The organism is Type-E symbiont of Plautia stali (assembly GCF_059731115.1).
In genome coordinates, this window is sequence record NZ_AP035906.1 from 3,994,639 (window position 1) to 4,011,793 (window position 17,155).

At 51.6% G+C, this 17,155-nt stretch carries 15 protein-coding genes; 9 read left to right on the forward strand and 6 right to left on the reverse strand.

Annotated features, from left to right (window positions below):
• The first annotated feature begins 135 nt into the window (after positions 1–135).
• The 5 genes from AC6I8L_RS18525 (at position 136) to pckA (ending at position 6,198) form a co-directional block, all read left to right on the forward strand.
• A complete protein-coding gene (locus AC6I8L_RS18525; protein ID WP_058960583.1) occupies positions 136–2,277 on the forward strand; it encodes an intracellular growth attenuator family protein in 2,142 nt (713 codons plus the stop codon).
• 51 nt (positions 2,278–2,328) lie between these two features.
• On the forward strand, positions 2,329–2,997 hold the full coding sequence (gene yrfG, locus AC6I8L_RS18530; RefSeq protein ID WP_038644273.1) for a GMP/IMP nucleotidase: 669 nt from the start codon (positions 2,329–2,331) through the stop codon (positions 2,995–2,997).
• A gap of 13 nt (positions 2,998–3,010) precedes the next feature.
• A complete protein-coding gene (hslR, locus tag AC6I8L_RS18535) occupies positions 3,011–3,412 on the forward strand; it encodes a ribosome-associated heat shock protein Hsp15 (protein ID WP_058960582.1) in 402 nt (133 codons plus the stop codon).
• 25 nt (positions 3,413–3,437) lie between these two features.
• Entirely contained in the window at positions 3,438–4,310 is an 873-nt protein-coding gene (gene hslO, locus AC6I8L_RS18540; protein ID WP_058960581.1) for an Hsp33 family molecular chaperone HslO, read from the forward strand.
• Positions 4,311–4,578: 268 nt separating this feature from the next.
• The gene (gene pckA, locus AC6I8L_RS18545; protein WP_058960580.1) at positions 4,579–6,198 is read left to right on the forward strand and encodes a phosphoenolpyruvate carboxykinase (ATP); all 1,620 of its coding nucleotides are present in this window, start codon (positions 4,579–4,581) and stop codon (positions 6,196–6,198) included.
• Between the two features lie 144 nt (positions 6,199–6,342).
• Here the strand turns inward: pckA and envZ are convergent, their stop codons facing one another.
• The gene (gene envZ / locus AC6I8L_RS18550; protein ID WP_058960579.1) at positions 6,343–7,701 is read right to left on the reverse strand and encodes a two-component system sensor histidine kinase EnvZ; all 1,359 of its coding nucleotides are present in this window, start codon (positions 7,699–7,701) and stop codon (positions 6,343–6,345) included.
• Positions 7,698–8,417, reverse strand: coding sequence for an osmolarity response regulator transcription factor OmpR (gene ompR, locus AC6I8L_RS18555; RefSeq protein ID WP_001157751.1), 720 nt, complete (start codon positions 8,415–8,417; stop codon positions 7,698–7,700). The genes envZ and ompR overlap by 4 nt, the downstream gene beginning before the upstream one ends.
• A 514-nt stretch (positions 8,418–8,931) precedes the next feature.
• Here ompR and yjbE point away from each other — a divergent pair.
• Entirely contained in the window at positions 8,932–9,174 is a 243-nt protein-coding gene (yjbE, locus tag AC6I8L_RS18560) for an exopolysaccharide production protein YjbE (protein ID WP_034819662.1), read from the forward strand.
• A 122-nt stretch (positions 9,175–9,296) separates the two neighbouring features.
• Here the strand turns inward: yjbE and greB are convergent, their stop codons facing one another.
• Positions 9,297–9,785 (reverse strand): transcription elongation factor GreB, encoded by a 489-nt coding sequence (gene greB, locus AC6I8L_RS18565; protein WP_058960578.1) that lies wholly within the window; start codon positions 9,783–9,785, stop codon positions 9,297–9,299.
• Positions 9,786–9,989: 204 nt separating this feature from the next.
• On the opposite strand from greB, the gene AC6I8L_RS18570 reads away from it, so the two are divergent.
• Both AC6I8L_RS18570 and AC6I8L_RS18575 read left to right on the forward strand, forming a co-directional pair.
• A complete protein-coding gene (locus AC6I8L_RS18570; protein ID WP_058960620.1) occupies positions 9,990–12,320 on the forward strand; it encodes a Tex family protein in 2,331 nt (776 codons plus the stop codon).
• Positions 12,321–12,694: 374 nt separating this feature from the next.
• Positions 12,695–13,036 carry a colicin E1 family microcin immunity protein gene (locus tag AC6I8L_RS18575; RefSeq protein WP_167347115.1) on the forward strand — a complete coding sequence of 114 codons (342 nt, stop codon included), beginning with the start codon at positions 12,695–12,697 and terminating at the stop codon, positions 13,034–13,036.
• A 4-nt stretch (positions 13,037–13,040) separates the two neighbouring features.
• On the opposite strand, the gene AC6I8L_RS18580 is transcribed toward AC6I8L_RS18575, so the two are convergent.
• Together AC6I8L_RS18580 and AC6I8L_RS18585 are read right to left on the reverse strand one after the other, a co-directional pair.
• A complete protein-coding gene (locus AC6I8L_RS18580; protein WP_153012296.1) occupies positions 13,041–13,628 on the reverse strand; it encodes a colicin-like pore-forming protein in 588 nt (195 codons plus the stop codon).
• A 24-nt stretch (positions 13,629–13,652) separates the two neighbouring features.
• The gene (locus AC6I8L_RS18585; protein WP_153012295.1) at positions 13,653–14,111 is read right to left on the reverse strand and encodes a hypothetical protein; all 459 of its coding nucleotides are present in this window, start codon (positions 14,109–14,111) and stop codon (positions 13,653–13,655) included.
• Between the two features lie 961 nt (positions 14,112–15,072).
• On the opposite strand from AC6I8L_RS18585, the gene AC6I8L_RS18590 reads away from it, so the two are divergent.
• Positions 15,073–16,761: an alpha-amylase family glycosyl hydrolase gene (locus AC6I8L_RS18590; protein WP_058960575.1), complete on the forward strand. Its 1,689-nt coding sequence runs from the start codon at positions 15,073–15,075 to the stop codon at positions 16,759–16,761.
• Here the strand turns inward: AC6I8L_RS18590 and AC6I8L_RS18595 are convergent, their stop codons facing one another.
• The gene (locus tag AC6I8L_RS18595; protein ID WP_034820058.1) at positions 16,762–17,031 is read right to left on the reverse strand and encodes a YdgH/BhsA/McbA family protein; all 270 of its coding nucleotides are present in this window, start codon (positions 17,029–17,031) and stop codon (positions 16,762–16,764) included.
• Between the last annotated feature and the right edge of the window lie 124 nt (positions 17,032–17,155).

The following is a 17,155-nucleotide window of genomic DNA, read 5'->3' on the forward strand; positions in this document are numbered from 1 at the left end:
GATTTTGCGCGTTATTTTATCTGAGTTTTTTCTTGTAAGAATGACTTATGCTCGCCAAAATTGACTGGTAATAATGGTTCCATCGGGAGCACATCGTAAACGTGAAGGCAGTTTTTTGGCTGGATTGAGCAAAGCATGAGCACTTTTATCATCATTCTGGCTGTCATGCTGGCCTGCTCTCTGATAGCAGGAATAGGTTATTGGTACGCTATGCGGCATCGTCCGCCGTTGGCGAAACCGCTGCCGTTTATAAGCCCCCCCTGCCGCAAACTCACTGATGAAGAACGTCATGCTATTGAAGCGTACATTGCGTCCCTGGCGAAACAGCAAAAACAGAGTACTGCCCGCTCCTCAAAGAAGTCGCGTGAAACCGAATCCCTGACGCTCACGGCGCAGAGCAGCAATGTTTATCCTGTCACACGTTCCATCACTCGCTATGGTCTCTCAACGGATGATGCGCATCAATGGCGCTACTACCTCGATGAAGTGGAAGTGCATCTGCCACCGCTGTGGGAGCAGTACATTGCGGAAGAGAATTATGTTGAGCTGATCCGCACTCAAACGCTGCCGCTGGTGATCTCACTCAACGGTCACTCGTTAGTAAACTATGCCGTAGAACAACCCGCCTTGCCGCCGCTGGTGCGCTCAATGTCGACCAACGCCTCTATTCGTAAAGAGGAGAGCGAAAATGTCGAGTTGCTGCAAGTGCGTAAAGAGTCGCCGGAAGAGTACCGTCTATCGCGGCCGGATGGCACGCGCGAGGCCATTGTTATCTGCTTTGCCTTCCTGCTGTTCTTCCTCAGCCTGGTGCTGCCCGGAAGCCTGATGCTGTGGATTGCCCTGTCAGCCTGCGCAATGATTGCGGTTAGCTTGTGGTTCCTTTACCGCTTCCCGGGTGAAAAAGGGCTGCGCGATGTGCACTGCTTGCGCGGAGCACCGAAACGCTGGGGCCTGTTTGGTGAATCCAATCAGGAGCAGAGCAATATCTCGCTGGGCATTATCGATTTAATTTATCCCGCCCACTGGCAACCCTATGTGGCGCACGATTTGGGCCAGGTGACGGATGTCGACATCTATCTGAATCGGCAAGTGGTGCGACAGGGGCGTTTCCTCTCCCTGCACGATGAAGTTCGCAACTTCCCAGTTCAGCGCTGGCGCAAAAATCTGGTGCTGGCATGTGGTTCGCTGGTGGTGCTGGTGATGCTGTTTACCTGGATTCCGCTCAGTATGCCAATCAAGCTCAGCCTCGCATGGGTAAAAGGCACCGAAAGCATTGAAGTGAATAGCGTGGATAAACTCAACGCCCTGCCGCTGCACATCGGTGACAACCTGAAGGTGAGCGGAACCGGCATGTGTTCCGTACCGGGCAACTATCAAAGCAATCGCAGCTATGCGTATATGCCGTTCGATTGCTCAGCTATTTACTGGAATAACGCAGCACCTCTGCCGCAGCCGCAGTCGGATATCATCGATAAAGCTGCCGCTCTGCTTGATACCACCACACGTCAGCTGCATCCGGAAACCAACACCGATCCGAAACTCAATCCACAGCTCGCCTCCGCGATACAGAAATCGGGCATGATTCTGCTGGATGATTTCTCTGATTTAGTGCTGAAAACACAGGATCTGTGCAGCCAGCAGCAGGATTGCGTCCGGCTGAAAAATGCCCTGGTGAATCTGGGCAATGCTAAGGATTGGGATTCACTGATCCACCGCGCAGATTCCGGCAAGCTTAACGGCATGAACGTGCTGTTACGCCCGGTCAGTGCGGAAGCGCTGGAGAACCTGGTGAATACCGCGACCTCGACCTTCTTCTCGCGTGAAACCCGTCGTGCGGCAGAAAATCTGAATAGCCCACCACCGGGCGGCTTCCTGATAGTGAGTGATGAGGGTCGTCAGATGGTGAATCAGCCACAGCCTTCCGTGTCGCTGTTTGATCTTGATGCACCATCGCAATGGCGCGAATTACAACGCATGTCCGGCATGCTGTTGCACACGCCGTTTGCTGCCAACGGCATCATTACCAGCATCACCACTGACGCTAACGGCACACGCCACATTGCGTTGCACAATGAACCGGATGCGATGGCGCAATGGCGATACCTCGGTACCGCATTATTGATGTTGGTGCTGATCCTCTGCGGCGTCATCAATGGGCTACTGGCCCTGCGACGTGTGCATCGTAATCGCCTGCGCATGGTGGAAATTCAGCAGTATTACGACAAGTGCTTCAACCACAATCTGAGTACTATGCAGAGCGTGCGCTCCCTGTTCTGAGCCCTTCCCTTCTGTGCTACCCTGTCGCCCTATTTTTTAGGGCGGGAGAGTATGACGATGACGCTAAACTGGTCCGGGATTGACACCGTGCTGCTGGATATGGATGGCACGCTGCTCGATCTCGCCTTCGACCGCCATTTCTGGTTGGAACACGTTCCTGAAACCCTGAGCCGCGAGCGTGATATCACGCTGGCCGAGGCACATCAGCTGATTCAGCAAAAGTATCAAGCCGTGGTGCATACGCTAAACTGGTATTGTCTTGATTACTGGTCGCAAGAACTGGCCTTAGATATCCGCGCCATGACATGGGAAAAACGTCACCGTGCCGCCATGCGCGAGGATACGTTGCCGCTACTCCAGGCACTACGTGCTGCGGGTAAACGCACCATTTTGCTGACCAATGCGCATCCGTACAACCTCGAGGTAAAGCTGGAGCAAACCGGTTTGGCTCCCCACCTTGATTTATTACTTTCTACCCATACCTTTGGGTATCCGAAAGAGGATCCACGTCTCTGGCAGGCCGTTCAGCAGCAAACTGCATTCGATAGCGAGCGCACGCTGTTTATTGATGACAGCGAAGCGATCCTCGATGCGGCGGCACGCTGGGGCATTCGCTGGTGTTTAGGCGTCAGCAATCCGGATTCCGGTCGGCCCGATCAATCTTTCCAGCGTCATGCTGCAGTGCGAGACTATCGCCAGTTGTGTGAAACGCTGCGTTAAAGCAGGAGCCGCAATGAAAGAAAAAACCAGCGAAGGTGTCCGCCTCGATAAATGGCTGTGGGCTGCACGTTTTTATAAAACGCGCGCGCTGGCTCGCGAAATGATCGATGGCGGTAAAGTGCATTACAACGGCCAGCGCAGCAAACCGAGTAAAATTGTGGAACTACAGGCTGAGCTAACGCTGCGCCAGGGCAACGATGAACGAACGGTGGTGATTACCGCCATTGGCGATCAACGCCGCCCAGCCACTGAAGCGCAAGGGATGTATGCGGAGACCGCCGCCAGCATTGAGAAGCGTGAAAAAACGGCACTGGCGCGCAAAATGAATGCCCTGACCATGCCGCACCCCGATCGCCGCCCGGATAAAAAAGAGCGCCGCGATCTGATGAAATTTAAATTGTCGGGCGATGAATAACCGTCGCCCCAACGAGAGAAACACTATGTCTGTTCAAGATCAACTGCACCGTTACCTGTTCGAAAATGTCGCCGTGCGCGGCGAGCTGGTCAACGTATCCGAAACCTGGCGTGAGATTGTCAAAAACCACGACTACGCCGAACCGGTGAAAAACCTGCTGGGTGAATTGCTGGTCGCGACCAGCTTGTTGACCGCAACGCTGAAATTCGATGGCGACATCACCGTTCAGTTACAGGGCGATGGTCCACTGACATTGGCGGTGATCAATGGCAACAACAAGCAGGAATTACGTGGCGTTGCACGCGTGAAGGAAGATGCCGATATTGCACCGGGTAGCAGCCTAAAAGAGATGGTGGGTAACGGTTATCTGGTCATCACCATTTCTCCGGAAAAAGGCGAGCGTTATCAGGGTGTCGTCGGTCTGGAAGCCGATACGCTGGCTGGCTGCCTGGAGGATTACTTCATGCGTTCTGAGCAGTTGCCAACTCGCCTGTTTATTCGTACCAGCGATAAAGGCGCTGCCGGTATTCTGTTGCAGGTACTTCCTGCACAAGAGCCGAGCCAGGATGATTTTAATCATCTGGCCACTCTGACCGAAACCGTGAAGAGCGAAGAGCTAATTGAGCTGCCCGCGACGGATGTGCTGTGGCGCCTGTATCATCAGGAAGAGGCCACGGTGTTTGATCCGACCCCAGTCAGTTTCAAATGCACCTGTTCACGCGAACGCTGTGGCGAAGTACTGAATACGCTGCCGGTTGAAGAAGTGGATGAAATCCTCAAAGAGGATGGAAAGATCGATATGCACTGCGACTATTGCGGTTCGCATTATGTTTACGATGCCGTAGACATTGCTGCGATTCGCAACGCACCTACAAATAACAGCGATCAATTGCACTAATTCCCCTACGGGCGGCATCGCCGCCCGCATTTCTGTCAGGAATTAACCCATCAACTTTCGCGTAATTTAACTAACTTACACTGACTTTAGTTTCTTAACTGGCAGAATTCACTGCTTGTCACGTTCCAGCTCGCATTTTTAACTCTCTTCACTTTTACGCCCTGCTCAGACGTGTACACTGCGCGCGATCTGCCCTGTCCGGCCATGCACGACAGGACGCAGACCCCTCATAAAAATGCTATGAAGCATCGATCTAAGGAGCAGCCACATGCGCGTTCACGGCCTGACATCGCAAGACCTTGCCGCTTTGGGCATTAGCGGCACCACAGAAGTGGTGTACAACCCTGACTTTGATACGCTGTTTCAGGAAGAAACTCGCCCGGAACTGGAAGGTTATGCGCGCGGCACCCAGACGCAAAGCGGCACCATTGCCGTGGATACCGGCATCTTTACCGGACGTTCGCCAAAAGATAAGTACATCGTGCGCGATGACACCACGCGTGACACCTTGTGGTGGAATGATGTCGGCAACGGTAAAAATGACAACCAGCCGTTGTCGCAGGAAACCTGGCAGGCGCTGAAAGATCGCTGCACCGCACAACTCTCTGGCAAACGTCTGTTTGTCATCGACGCTTTCTGCGGTGCGAATCCCGACACCCGCCTGAGTGTGCGTTTTGTGATGGAAGTCGCCTGGCAGGCGCATTTCGTCAAAAACATGTTTATCCGCCCTGATGAAGCCGAGCTGGCCTCCTTTAAGCCGGATTTTGTGGTGATGAACGCCGCGCAATGCACCAACCCGGACTGGCAGGCTCAGGGTTTACACTCTGAGAACTTTGTCGCCTTTAACCTCACCGAACGCATGCAGCTGATTGGCGGCACCTGGTACGGCGGCGAGATGAAGAAAGGCCTGTTCGCCATCATGAACTACCTGCTGCCGCTGAAAGGCATCGCGTCAATGCACTGCTCGGCGAACGTGGGTAAAGCGGGTGACGTAGCGGTGTTTTTCGGCCTGTCTGGCACCGGTAAAACTACACTGTCCACCGATCCCGATCGCCAGCTGATTGGCGATGACGAACACGGTTGGGACGATGATGGTGTCTTCAACTTCGAAGGTGGCTGCTACGCCAAAACCATCAATCTGTCGGAGAAAGCCGAGCCGGAAATCTATCGCGCCATCCGCCGCGATGCGCTGCTGGAGAACGTCGTGGTGCGGGCGGATGGCAGCGTTGATTATGCCGATGCCAGCAAAACGGAGAACACGCGAGTTTCCTATCCCATTGAGCACATTGAAAACATCGTGCAGCCGGTATCCAAAGCGGGCCATGCGCAGCGCGTGATTTTCCTGACCGCTGATGCCTTTGGTGTACTGCCGCCGGTTTCGCGCTTAACGCCAGAACAGACCCAGTACCACTTCCTGTCGGGCTTTACCGCCAAGCTGGCCGGTACCGAGCGCGGTGTCACTCAGCCCACCCCGACGTTCTCAGCTTGCTTCGGCGCGGCCTTCCTGACGCTGCATCCAACGCAATATTCCGATGTGCTGGTGAAGCGCATGGAAGCAGCGGGAGCTAAAGCGTACCTGGTTAACACCGGCTGGAACGGCAGCGGTAAACGTATTTCACTGAAAGATACCCGCGCCATCATCAATGCGATTCTGGCGGGTGAGCTGGACGACGTAGCGATGGAAACACTACCGGTATTTAACCTGCAGATGCCTGCGTCCCTGGAAAAAGTCGATGATGCGATTCTGGATCCACGTCGCAGCTGGCCGGATGAAGCCGCGTGGCATGAGGCCGCGCAGGGTCTGGCGCAGCGTTTTGTCACCAACTTTGAGAAGTATACCGATAACGATGCCGGAAAAGCGCTGGTTCAGGCTGGCCCGCAGTTGTGAAGTGAATGAGCCGCCAAATGGCGGCTCATTGATACTCAGTCTTAAGCGGCGTGATTTTTCAACTGTGGTGCTGAGGGCTACGCAGCCAGTCGCGGATGCCTGCAGGCGAAACAGTCATCGCTCCACATTTATCTGAGCGAAGCGTTAACTGTGATGCGTGCTGACTAACGCCGTACCGTTATTCTCCGGTATCGGCAACCACGCGCGAATGCGCAATCCGCCATGCTCGCTCTCACCTATCTCCAGCGAGCCTTCATGCGCGTCGATAATACGCTGCACAATCGCCAACCCTAAGCCGGTGCCACTGGTGCTGCGTGCGCTATCGCCACGTACAAAAGGCTGGAACAGATGCTGAAGCTGATCGGGCTTAATACCCGGACCATCATCTTCCACCTGGAACCAGGCGCGATTCAGTTCCTGGCCGCTGCTGACTTTGATCCAGCCGTTGCCATAACGCGCGGCATTCACCACCAGATTCGCCACGGCACGCTTAATCGACAGCGGATTGATATCCAGCATCAACTCTTCCGGCATCACCGCATTCTCAATCTCACGCTCATAGCCGCTTTCCGCCGCCACCACTTCACCCAACACACTGTTGAGATCGGCGCGCTCGGTCTGCATCTCCTGCCCGGTGCGCAGATAGTCGATGAACTGCTCGATGATGGCGTTGCACTCTTCGATATCTTTATTGATCGACTCGGCCAGATAGCCATCCTGTTCACTCATCATCTCGGTGGCGAGACGAATGCGTGTTAAAGGGGTGCGCAAATCATGACTGACACCCGCCATCAGCAGCGTACGGTCATCGGCAAGCTGTTTGACGCCCGCCGCCATCTGGTTAAAGGCTCGCGTTACGGAACGCACTTCCGATGCGCCATACTCACGCAGCGGAGGAGGAATGATGCCTTTACCGACCTGAAGCGCTGCATGCTCCAGGTCGACCAGGGGTCGGTTCTGAATGCGGATAAACAGCCAGGCACCGCCGATCGCCAGCAACATAATCGCCAGGGTGTAGCGGAACAGTGGCGAGAAATCGCCCTGATGGATTTCAGTCAACGGCACACGCACCCAGATGTCTGGCGACAACCAGGTTTTCAGCCAGACCACGGGGGAATTCTTGTTAACCTCGACACGGACATCGGTCGGGCCACCCAGCTGTTGCGCCATCTGCTCGCTAAGGAATTCGTAATGCTGTGCCCAGCGCAGGCCACTCTCTTCTGCCGCTGCGTTGGTGTACAACGAAATACCCAGTTCACGATAAATTTCACGCCGGAAGGCAGGTGGCACTTCCAGTTGCGTGCCATCTTCCAGCTGCAGTCGATCGGTCATCAACATACGCACTTCGTAAGCGAGGACTTTATTGAACTGCTGCAAACTTGGAAGAATGGCGAAATTCAACACCACCAGATAGGTCGTTACCAGGCTGACGAACAGCAAGGTAACGATCAATAACAGGGTGCGGGCAAACGAACTGCGAGGAGAGAAGCGCAATCGCCTCATGCTTTACTGCCGTCCGGAACGAAGACGTAGCCAAGACCCCAAACGGTCTGGATGTAGCGTGGATGCGCCGGATCTTCTTCTACCATGCGGCGCAGACGGGAAATCTGCACGTCGATAGAACGTTCCATTGCACTGTATTCACGACCACGCGCCAGGTTCATCAGCTTATCGCGTGATAACGGTTCGCGCGGATGGCTCACCAGTGCTTTCAGCACTGCAAACTCACCGCTGGTCAGCGGCATTGGCTCATCTTCACGGAACATTTCACGCGTACCGAGGTTCAGTTTGAACTTACCGAAGGCGATAACCGCTTCTTCCTGTGAAGGCGCACCTGGCAATTCATTGGCCTGACGGCGCAGCACGGCACGAATACGGGCCAGCAGTTCACGTGGGTTAAACGGCTTCGGAATGTAATCATCAGCGCCGATTTCCAGCCCAACGATACGATCCACTTCTTCGCCTTTTGCCGTCACCATAATGATCGGCATCGGGTTGCTCTGGCTGCGCAAACGGCGGCAAATGGACAAGCCATCTTCGCCTGGTAACATCAGATCCAGCACCATTAAATGGAATGATTCACGAGTTAGCAGACGATCCATCTGCTCGGCATTGGCGACACTGCGCACCTGAAAGCCCTGCTCGGTGAGATAACGTTCGAGCAGTGCGCGCAAACGCATATCATCATCGACGACCAGAATTTTGTAGTTCTCTTGCATTGTTCAACTCCCAAAGGCGCCATTGCCTGAGTCAATATTGTGTAAAAAAGATGCCTGCATGTGACAGTTATTAATGGTTTATATTCTAGCCGAAATTGTTACAAAGCATATTAAACAGCAGCTTATATTTAATTTAAGCCCTGAAATGCGCGTTGTCTCGCGCTTTTTATCGGGGCTTTCCATCCGCTTAGCGCTAATCCGAAAATTTACGCGGTTTTCTTTTCGAAAATGGATCACCGGGCCGAATACCGCTCGTTATCACAGCATTTGGGGCCATTTGGCTTAAGTCGGCAGGCCAGAATCGTTCGATGGGCGATCATTCGCAGCATAATATCTGGCTCTTTTCGTTTTCAGTGCTCATCTGCTCTCGGAACAATACGCATCTCGCGCCAGATAAGGCCAGTGTTAAATAAAGTCTGATTAATCAGACACTAATCAGCACTTTCTTCCCACACAACGATCTCAGAAACTGCAAGGGTTCCTGCTGATATTGCGCATCTTTGGAGAGAGAAAAATGAAAAAATCTGCGGTCTTGCTGAGTGTACTGGTGCTGGTCAGCCTTTCTCAGGCTCATGCGGCCACCAGCGCGGGTGAAGCGGCGGGAGCCGAGGCCTCCACTACCGCCAAAGGCAATTCAGACGCGATTGGTGTGGGTGCCGTGGGTGCACTGTTAGGGGTGGCACTGGCAACCATGGGCGGCGGTGACAAAGGCACCAGCAGCACATCGACCACCACCGCGACCACGCCAGGCAAATAATCCAAATCTTTCAGGCGCGGCAATGCTGCGGCGCTTCCCCTTTTACGCCAGCCCATTTCGCCACCGGAGAATAAGTTGCACCCAAGGCTTTTTTACCCAAGCCATTATTCTCCGCCTCTTTTTTACTCTGGGTTCTTCACATACTCGATGCAGTTAACAAACCAGACTTTCTGTCCTTCCGGCGTATTCACCACGACTTCGTCATCCACCTCTTTCTTGATCAGCGCACGGGCCATCGGTGAATCAATGGAGATGTAATCCTTAACCGCATCGCCATAGATTTCATCCGGCCCCACAATGCGGAATCGCTTTGCATCACCCTGTTCATTTTCCACCTCAACCCAGGCACCAAAGAACACCCTTCCTTCCTGTTGCGGCGCATAATCGACAATTTTCAGATCGGCGAGGCATTTGCGCAGATAGCGCACACGGCGGTCTATCTGCCGCAACAGGCGCTTGTTGTAGGTGTAATCGGCGTTTTCTGAACGATCACCAAGGCTAGCCGCCCAGGAGACAATTTTTGTGATTTCCGGACGCTTCTCGTTCCACAAATGGTCGTGTTCGGCACGTAATTTGTTATAGCCTTCGCGGGTAATCAGTTGGGTTTTCATGACGTCTACTCGTGATAACAAGGTATCGTTACTGCAAAGAGGCCAACAATAAGCGACTGCTTTGCTCTCAGCAAGGTGTGCACAGCGATGTTCGCGCTGCATTCAGAAAAAGACGGATTCACCTGTCCCCGGCTGGCAATTTGCCGCCCCAATCCGTATAACTGTCCCCTGTTTTCCAACCCTGTGTAAGCATTGTTAATGATGATGAAAGATTCACTGAGCCAGATTATCGCAAGTGAGCTGAAGGCTCGCGCCGACCAGGTTGACGCCGCTGTAAGCTTGCTGGATGAAGGGAACACCGTGCCGTTTATCGCACGTTATCGTAAGGAAGTGACCGGTGGGCTGGATGATACCCAGTTGCGTCAGCTGGAGAGCCGCCTTGGCTATCTGCGTGAGCTGGAAGATCGCCGCCAGTCAATTCTGAAATCCATCGACGAGCAGGGCAAACTCACCCCAGAACTCGCCACGGCCATCAATGGCACGCTGAACAAAACTGAACTGGAAGATCTGTATCTGCCTTATAAGCAGAAACGTCGCACGCGTGGGCAGATCGCCATCGAAGCGGGCCTGAAGCCACTGGCTGAAACGCTATGGAGCGATCCTTCTCAGGAACCCGAGTCATTGGCTGCAAGCTATGTGGATGCGGATAAAGGCGTCGCCGATGTGCGCGCAGCGCTGGATGGCGCACGTTATATCCTGATGGAACGTTTTGCCGAAGACGCCACGCTGCTGGCAAAAGTGCGTGATTATCTGTGGAAAAACGCGCATCTGGTAGCGCGTGTGGTGGAAGGTAAAGAGGAAGAAGGCGCGAAATTCCGCGACTACTTCGATCACCACGAACCTCTCAGTACCGTTCCTTCTCACCGTGCGCTAGCGATGTTCCGTGGTCGCAATGAAGGCGTGCTGCAACTCTCTCTGAACGCCGATCCACAATTCGAAGAAGCGCCGCGCGAAAGCCACGGTGAAACGCTGATCGCCGATCACCTGCAACTGCGTCTGAACAATGCTCCGGCAGACAGCTGGCGTAAAGCGGTGGTGAGCTGGACCTGGCGCATCAAAGTGCTGCTGCATCTCGAAACCGAACTGATGGGCACCATTCGCGAACGCGCAGAAGATGAAGCGATTAACGTATTCGCCCGCAACCTGCACGATTTGTTGATGGCGGCTCCGGCAGGCATGCGCGCCACCATGGGCCTCGATCCGGGCCTGCGTACCGGCGTGAAAGTCGCCGTGGTGGATGCCACCGGCAAACTGGTGGCACATGACACCATCTATCCGCACACCGGGCAGGTGGCGAAAGCCGCATCGGTTGTGGCAGCACTGTGCATCCAACACCAGGTGGAGTTGGTGGCGATTGGTAACGGTACCGCTTCACGTGAAACCGAGCGTTTCTTCCTCGACGTGCAGAAGCAGTTCTCGCAGATCAACGCGCAGAAAGTGATTGTCAGTGAGGCTGGTGCATCGGTCTACTCCGCATCGGAACTGGCCGCGCTGGAATTCCCGGATCTGGATGTTTCCATTCGCGGCGCCGTCTCCATAGCGCGTCGCTTGCAGGATCCGCTGGCCGAGCTGGTGAAAATCGATCCGAAATCCATCGGTGTCGGCCAGTATCAGCATGATGTGAGCCAAAGCCAACTGGCGAAGAAGCTGGATGCGGTGGTGGAAGACTGCGTAAACGCCGTCGGCGTGGATCTGAATACCGCTTCAGTCGCCTTGCTGACGCGCGTGGCAGGCTTAACCCGCATGATGGCGCAGAACATTGTCACCTGGCGTGATGAGAACGGCCGCTTCCAGAATCGCCAGCAGTTGCTGAAAGTCAGCCGTCTTGGGCCAAAAGCTTACGAGCAGTGCGCCGGCTTCCTGCGCATCAATCACGGCGATAACCCGTTGGATGCCTCCACCGTGCACCCGGAAGCTTACCCGCTGGTCGAACGTATTCTGGCCGCGACTGAACAGGCGCTGAGCGAGCTGATGGGCAATCCGGGTGGGTTGCGGGATCTCAACGCGCGCGACTTCACCGACGAGCGTTTTGGTCTGCCAACCGTCACCGACATCATGAAAGAGCTGGAAAAACCGGGGCGCGATCCGCGTCCGGAGTTCAAAACCGCGCAGTTTGCCGAAGGCGTGGAAACGCTGAACGACCTGCTGCCGGGCATGATTCTGGAAGGCGCGGTCACCAACGTCACCAACTTTGGTGCTTTCGTGGATATCGGCGTGCATCAGGATGGTCTGGTGCACATCTCTTCACTGTCAGACAAGTTCGTCGAAGATCCCCATCAGGTGGTGAAAGCGGGCGATATCGTCAAAGTGAAGGTGATGGAAGTGGATATGCAGCGTAAGCGCATCGCCCTCACCATGCGACTTGACGAGCAGCCCGGCGAGAGCAATGCGCGCGGCGGCAATAATCGCAGCAGCGGCAAAGAGAATGCACGTCCCGCGGCCAATAACAAAGCACGCGGCAAGCCGGCTAATTCGCCAGCTGGCAATAGCGCGATGGGTGATGCACTGGCCGCCGCGTTCGGTAAGAAGCGCTAATTGCCTTACCAAATAGCACCTGAATTTATCACTTTGTAGCCATGTGCTCTGATGCTGTCCTATTAAGCATCAGAGCCTTTCCACTCTGGATTCTTTGCTCTAATAATAAGAAAAGCTAACGCTAATCTATTACCAGATATAGTAAAGAAACTCCTCAGCCTAAGGATCTTTTTGGCTGTTTTAGGAAAGAATCGGGAATTGTTGTGCCAGATAAATTGCAAGGCCAAATAATCACAAAAGAATTGAATGGTTAAACATGTAATTCTTGAGAGAATATAAATTAGAAAAATATGATTTACAGCACAGTAAGTTTACTTCTAATAGTGAAATATAGACCACTCAAAGGATGAATGGTAATAACAAAAGGACTTAAAATGACAAAGTCATACTATATAAAAAATGCTGCGTTAGGAATGCTATTATTTGTCATCACTACAATAATTATGCGTGATGCAGCTATAGATATCAGCCAAAACTCCAGATTAATCTTTCTTGCAGTTTGTGGGATTCTATTTCCCTCTGCAAAATTCACTATCGAAAGTTTTGCATTGAAATTCACATCTAAAACCTTTTGGACCACTGGTTTTTTTGAAAATGACACGGGAATGCAAGGAATAAAAGCTATCTATTTTTTGATTTACTTTACATTAGCCATTCCTCTAAGCATTCTATTTTTCATTATGAAGTTAAGTAAAGCCGGGAATCCCCCGGCTTAAACCTCTATTTAAAACCCATTTTAGAATTCAAATTATTGATCAATGAATCGTTAACTAAAGAACCAACGAGTGCCATTATGATTGCGTATCCGACAATGCCTACTCCAGCGCCGAGTATAATACTGAAAGCGAATGCAGTTAATGCGGCCGCCAATTTTCCTGCTACTAACTTCTCAAGTTTGACGATAACATTTCTCCAGTTATTAGTCTGAGTAGCCAATGCAATCTCCTTAATGACATCTATAAAGTCGGAAATTGCACCATAGAACCCTAACCCTCTACTAAATCGATTCAAATCTCGAGCAAACGTTACATAATCAATTTTTCTAACAGCATCCCCCAATTTTTTACGTTCTGCGCTGTTAAACTTAGATCCGTTCAAAACTTTGTATTGTTCAAAAGATTTTATTGCATCGTTGACACTTCTTAATTTCTTACCTTTTATTTCTTCAGTGAAGTACTGCGCATGAAACGATACCCTTGCACTAATCCGCTCTGATAAATTTTTATAAAAATCTGTTACCAGTCTTATACCATCCTGCAAATCAGAATATGATGGCTGTAATTTCCTTGCCTCCATGATAATTGACAATTCTAACCTGGCTTTTAATGTCGCTTACCTCGCAGCGGTAATGCTAGTACCAGACTGAGTGGAGTTTGCTAAACGAGCATTTTTTTGAATAATTTTCTTCAACGCAGTAACGCGAGCATCAGATATATCTAAATTATAAGGTACACTACCTCCAGGAGCTGAATTATTTTGCTGCCCGGGGGAAAGTGTCGACTCTTCTGGATAACCTAAATTTACACCGTATGCATCTCCCAAGTTGTGTTTTGTTATGCCTATTAGCTCGCCGTTAATACCTAATGTATAACCTACAAATTCAGCAGGATTGATACCTGGTTTTTTGGCCTGTTTCTCGCCTATTTTCGGATTAACAGACAATCCACCACCATAAGCCTTCCCATTAGAAGAACTCCCTGCCCCGTTACCCGCATTGCCTTGGCTGCCACTATACCCAGTACCATTGCCGCGTTCAGAGCTCCAGTTGGTACCATCACCATATCCATTCATATACATCTCCTTAATGAAAAAAGTGTTGTGCTATATGTTTTCAATATTACAAGGTCTGGATGGTTTATCCCCCCATAACAATCAAAACTCAATCATATTCAATTGAATGAGTAAAAATGGCAACCACCCTATACTTGTATCAATCATTAATAACAAAGAAATAATAACGATCCTGGAAAGATAAATTTAAATATCACAGGGGTGATGGCCCAGTCATTTAAATTAATAATTAACCAATGAAAGTAATAAAACTTAAAACCAAATCCATGATTGTTATTTTGCAAGCAGCTTATTAAAATCCACAAAAAGTAGTTGCCTATTATAACACTTCCATTATGGTTGATTAAAACCAATGCGAACACATACAAGGAAGAATGATGATCATAATCATTGATGATTACGTTAATGCACTTTACGTCAATCGAAGGAACATTAAATTAACAAAAATGGAATACACTCTTTATTCAAACTTAATGAAAAATAAAAAAACAAAAAGCACAGTTGAAACATTAATAAGACAGACGTGGCCAAGGAGGTTTGAATCCATCACTCAGAACAATCTTTCTCAGTTAGCCTTCAAACTGAAAAGAAAATTATGTGATGCGGGCATTCTAACTACCATTACGGTATCACTTAAAAGCGGTTGCAAAATATCGCACTACAAACCCTGTTTGATTATCCGCGTAAAGACTTCTTTGGCATCAAGGCTTATCCAAAAAATCATTATTCATAAACCATTCAAAAATAATTAGACTTATCAATAAAAAATAATTGATATAATTTATAGTGCTGAAATGTAACCTGAATTGATTTTATCACCTGCCCAGTATCAGATATGAGCACTACCCTTTGTGCGGAATCAGCTCTGCTTCCGCACATATCAAGTTGATAAATCCCCTCATCCGTCTACGCTGAAAAAATCCGTGTGAAAAAATGACCTTCCGCGTGGCCCAACGATCTGATGGACATAATCAACGCCCTACTTGATGAGATTTACGAAGGCCGCTTCCCCGTCGCCGCACGTGAGCGTCTGCTTTCCCACATTCGTGCAGCGCACGATACCGCTAAACTGCCGCGCAAAGCCCACTGGGACGAGAAGGATGTGGTGCTGATCAGCTACGCCGATCAGTTCCGTGAACCCGATCAGCCCACGCTCGCCAGCTTCTCGCACTTCTATCAGCAGCATCTGCAATCCACTTTCAACCTGGTGCATTTGCTGCCGTTCTTTCCCTATTCTTCCGACGATGGCTTCTCCGTGATTGATTATCACCAGGTGAATCCTCTCTGTGGCGAGTGGCAGCATATTGCGGCGCTGCACAGTGAAACCCGGTTGATGTTCGATTTTGTCTGTAATCATATGTCGGCGCACAGCCAATGGTTCCGCCACTTTTTGGCGCAGGATCCTGGCTGGGATGACTTCTTTATCAGCATGCCACCGGCCACCGATCTCAGCGCCGTGACGCGCCCTCGTACCTCGCCATTACTGACGCCGTTTGAGATGGCTGATGGTGAAACGCGCTTTATCTGGACCACCTTTAGCGCCGACCAAATCGACCTTAACTTTGCCAATCCTGACGTGCTGATTCGCATGGTGGGCGTATTGCTGGATTACCTGAACAAGGGCGCCGATTATGTTCGTCTCGATGCGGTGGGGTATATGTGGAAGACGCCGGGTACAAATTGCATTCACCTGCCGAAAACCCACCAGCTGGTGAAGCTGTTGCGCGCCATTTCCAACGAAGTGGCACCGGGCACAGTGATCGTCACCGAAACTAATGTGCCGCATAAAGACAACATCAGCTATTTTGGTAACGGGCACGATGAAGCGCAGATGGTGTATCAGTTTTCACTGCCGCCGCTGGTGCTCCATGCCATTCATTCAGGATCCGCACGCGCGCTGCGTCAATGGGCCAGCACGCTGGGCACCGGTAACGGCACCACCACGTTCTTCAACTTCCTTGCCTCGCACGATGGCATTGGCCTCAATCCTGCGCGCGGTATTTTGTCTGAAGTGGAGATCGTAGCACTGGTGCGAGATTTGGCGCTGGAAGGGGCGCTGGTGTCTTATAAAAACAATCCCGATGGCACCACCAGCCCTTACGAAATTAACGTCACCTATTTCGATGCTCTCAACCAGCAGAATGATGACGATGACACGCGTCTGCGCCGATTCCTGCTGGCACACGCCATTCTGCTCGCCTTTCCGGGCGTGCCGGCGATCTATATCCAAAGCATTCTGGGATCGCGCAACGACAATGAAGGCGTGCGCGCGGCAGGACACAACCGCGCCATCAATCGCCAGAAATACAGTTTGCGTGAAATGGAACAGTGGATCAGCGGCGATGACCCATTGCGTCAGCAGGTGTATGAACGACTCAGCGCATTGATCCAGCTGCGCACCCGCCAGAGCGCGTTCCATCCGGATAATGCGATGACGCTGCTGGAGAGTGAAAATACCCTGCTGATGTTGCGGCGACATCCGTCAGGCAGTGAAGAGGGCTTATTGTGCGTGTTTAATCTCAGCAGCCGGGAAGTGACCACGCATCTGCCGCAGGCGCGACATTATCAGGATGTGATCAGTGGCGAGAAAATCGATGGCAGCCAGCCAATGACGCTGGCTGCGTGGCAATTTATGTGGTTGCGTGGCTGATTATTTGTAAACATCCGCCGTGGCGCTGAACTTGCCATGTTCGCGGCCCGCAATCACCAGAAAGTATTTGCCGCCTTTCTCATCGGCCGCTTTGGAGAGTTCGCGCTTCGCATCCATCGGTGAAGTGGTCTCCGCCGTGGTGGTCACCGTGCCGATTTTCTCCAGATTCATTTTCTGCACTTCTTCTTTAGTCACTTCCTTTGCGGCGAACGCTGAAAACGACACCGCACTCATCACCAGAGAAGCCACAGCCCATTTCATCATCTTCATAACAATACCCTCATCCATTTTTTGCATTATTGAGATGTCAGCGGCCGCGAAGCACAACAGGCGAGATAGCAATAGAACACACCGCGAAGCAGCTCAGCTCACGTCAAAAGTATTACCGCTGATG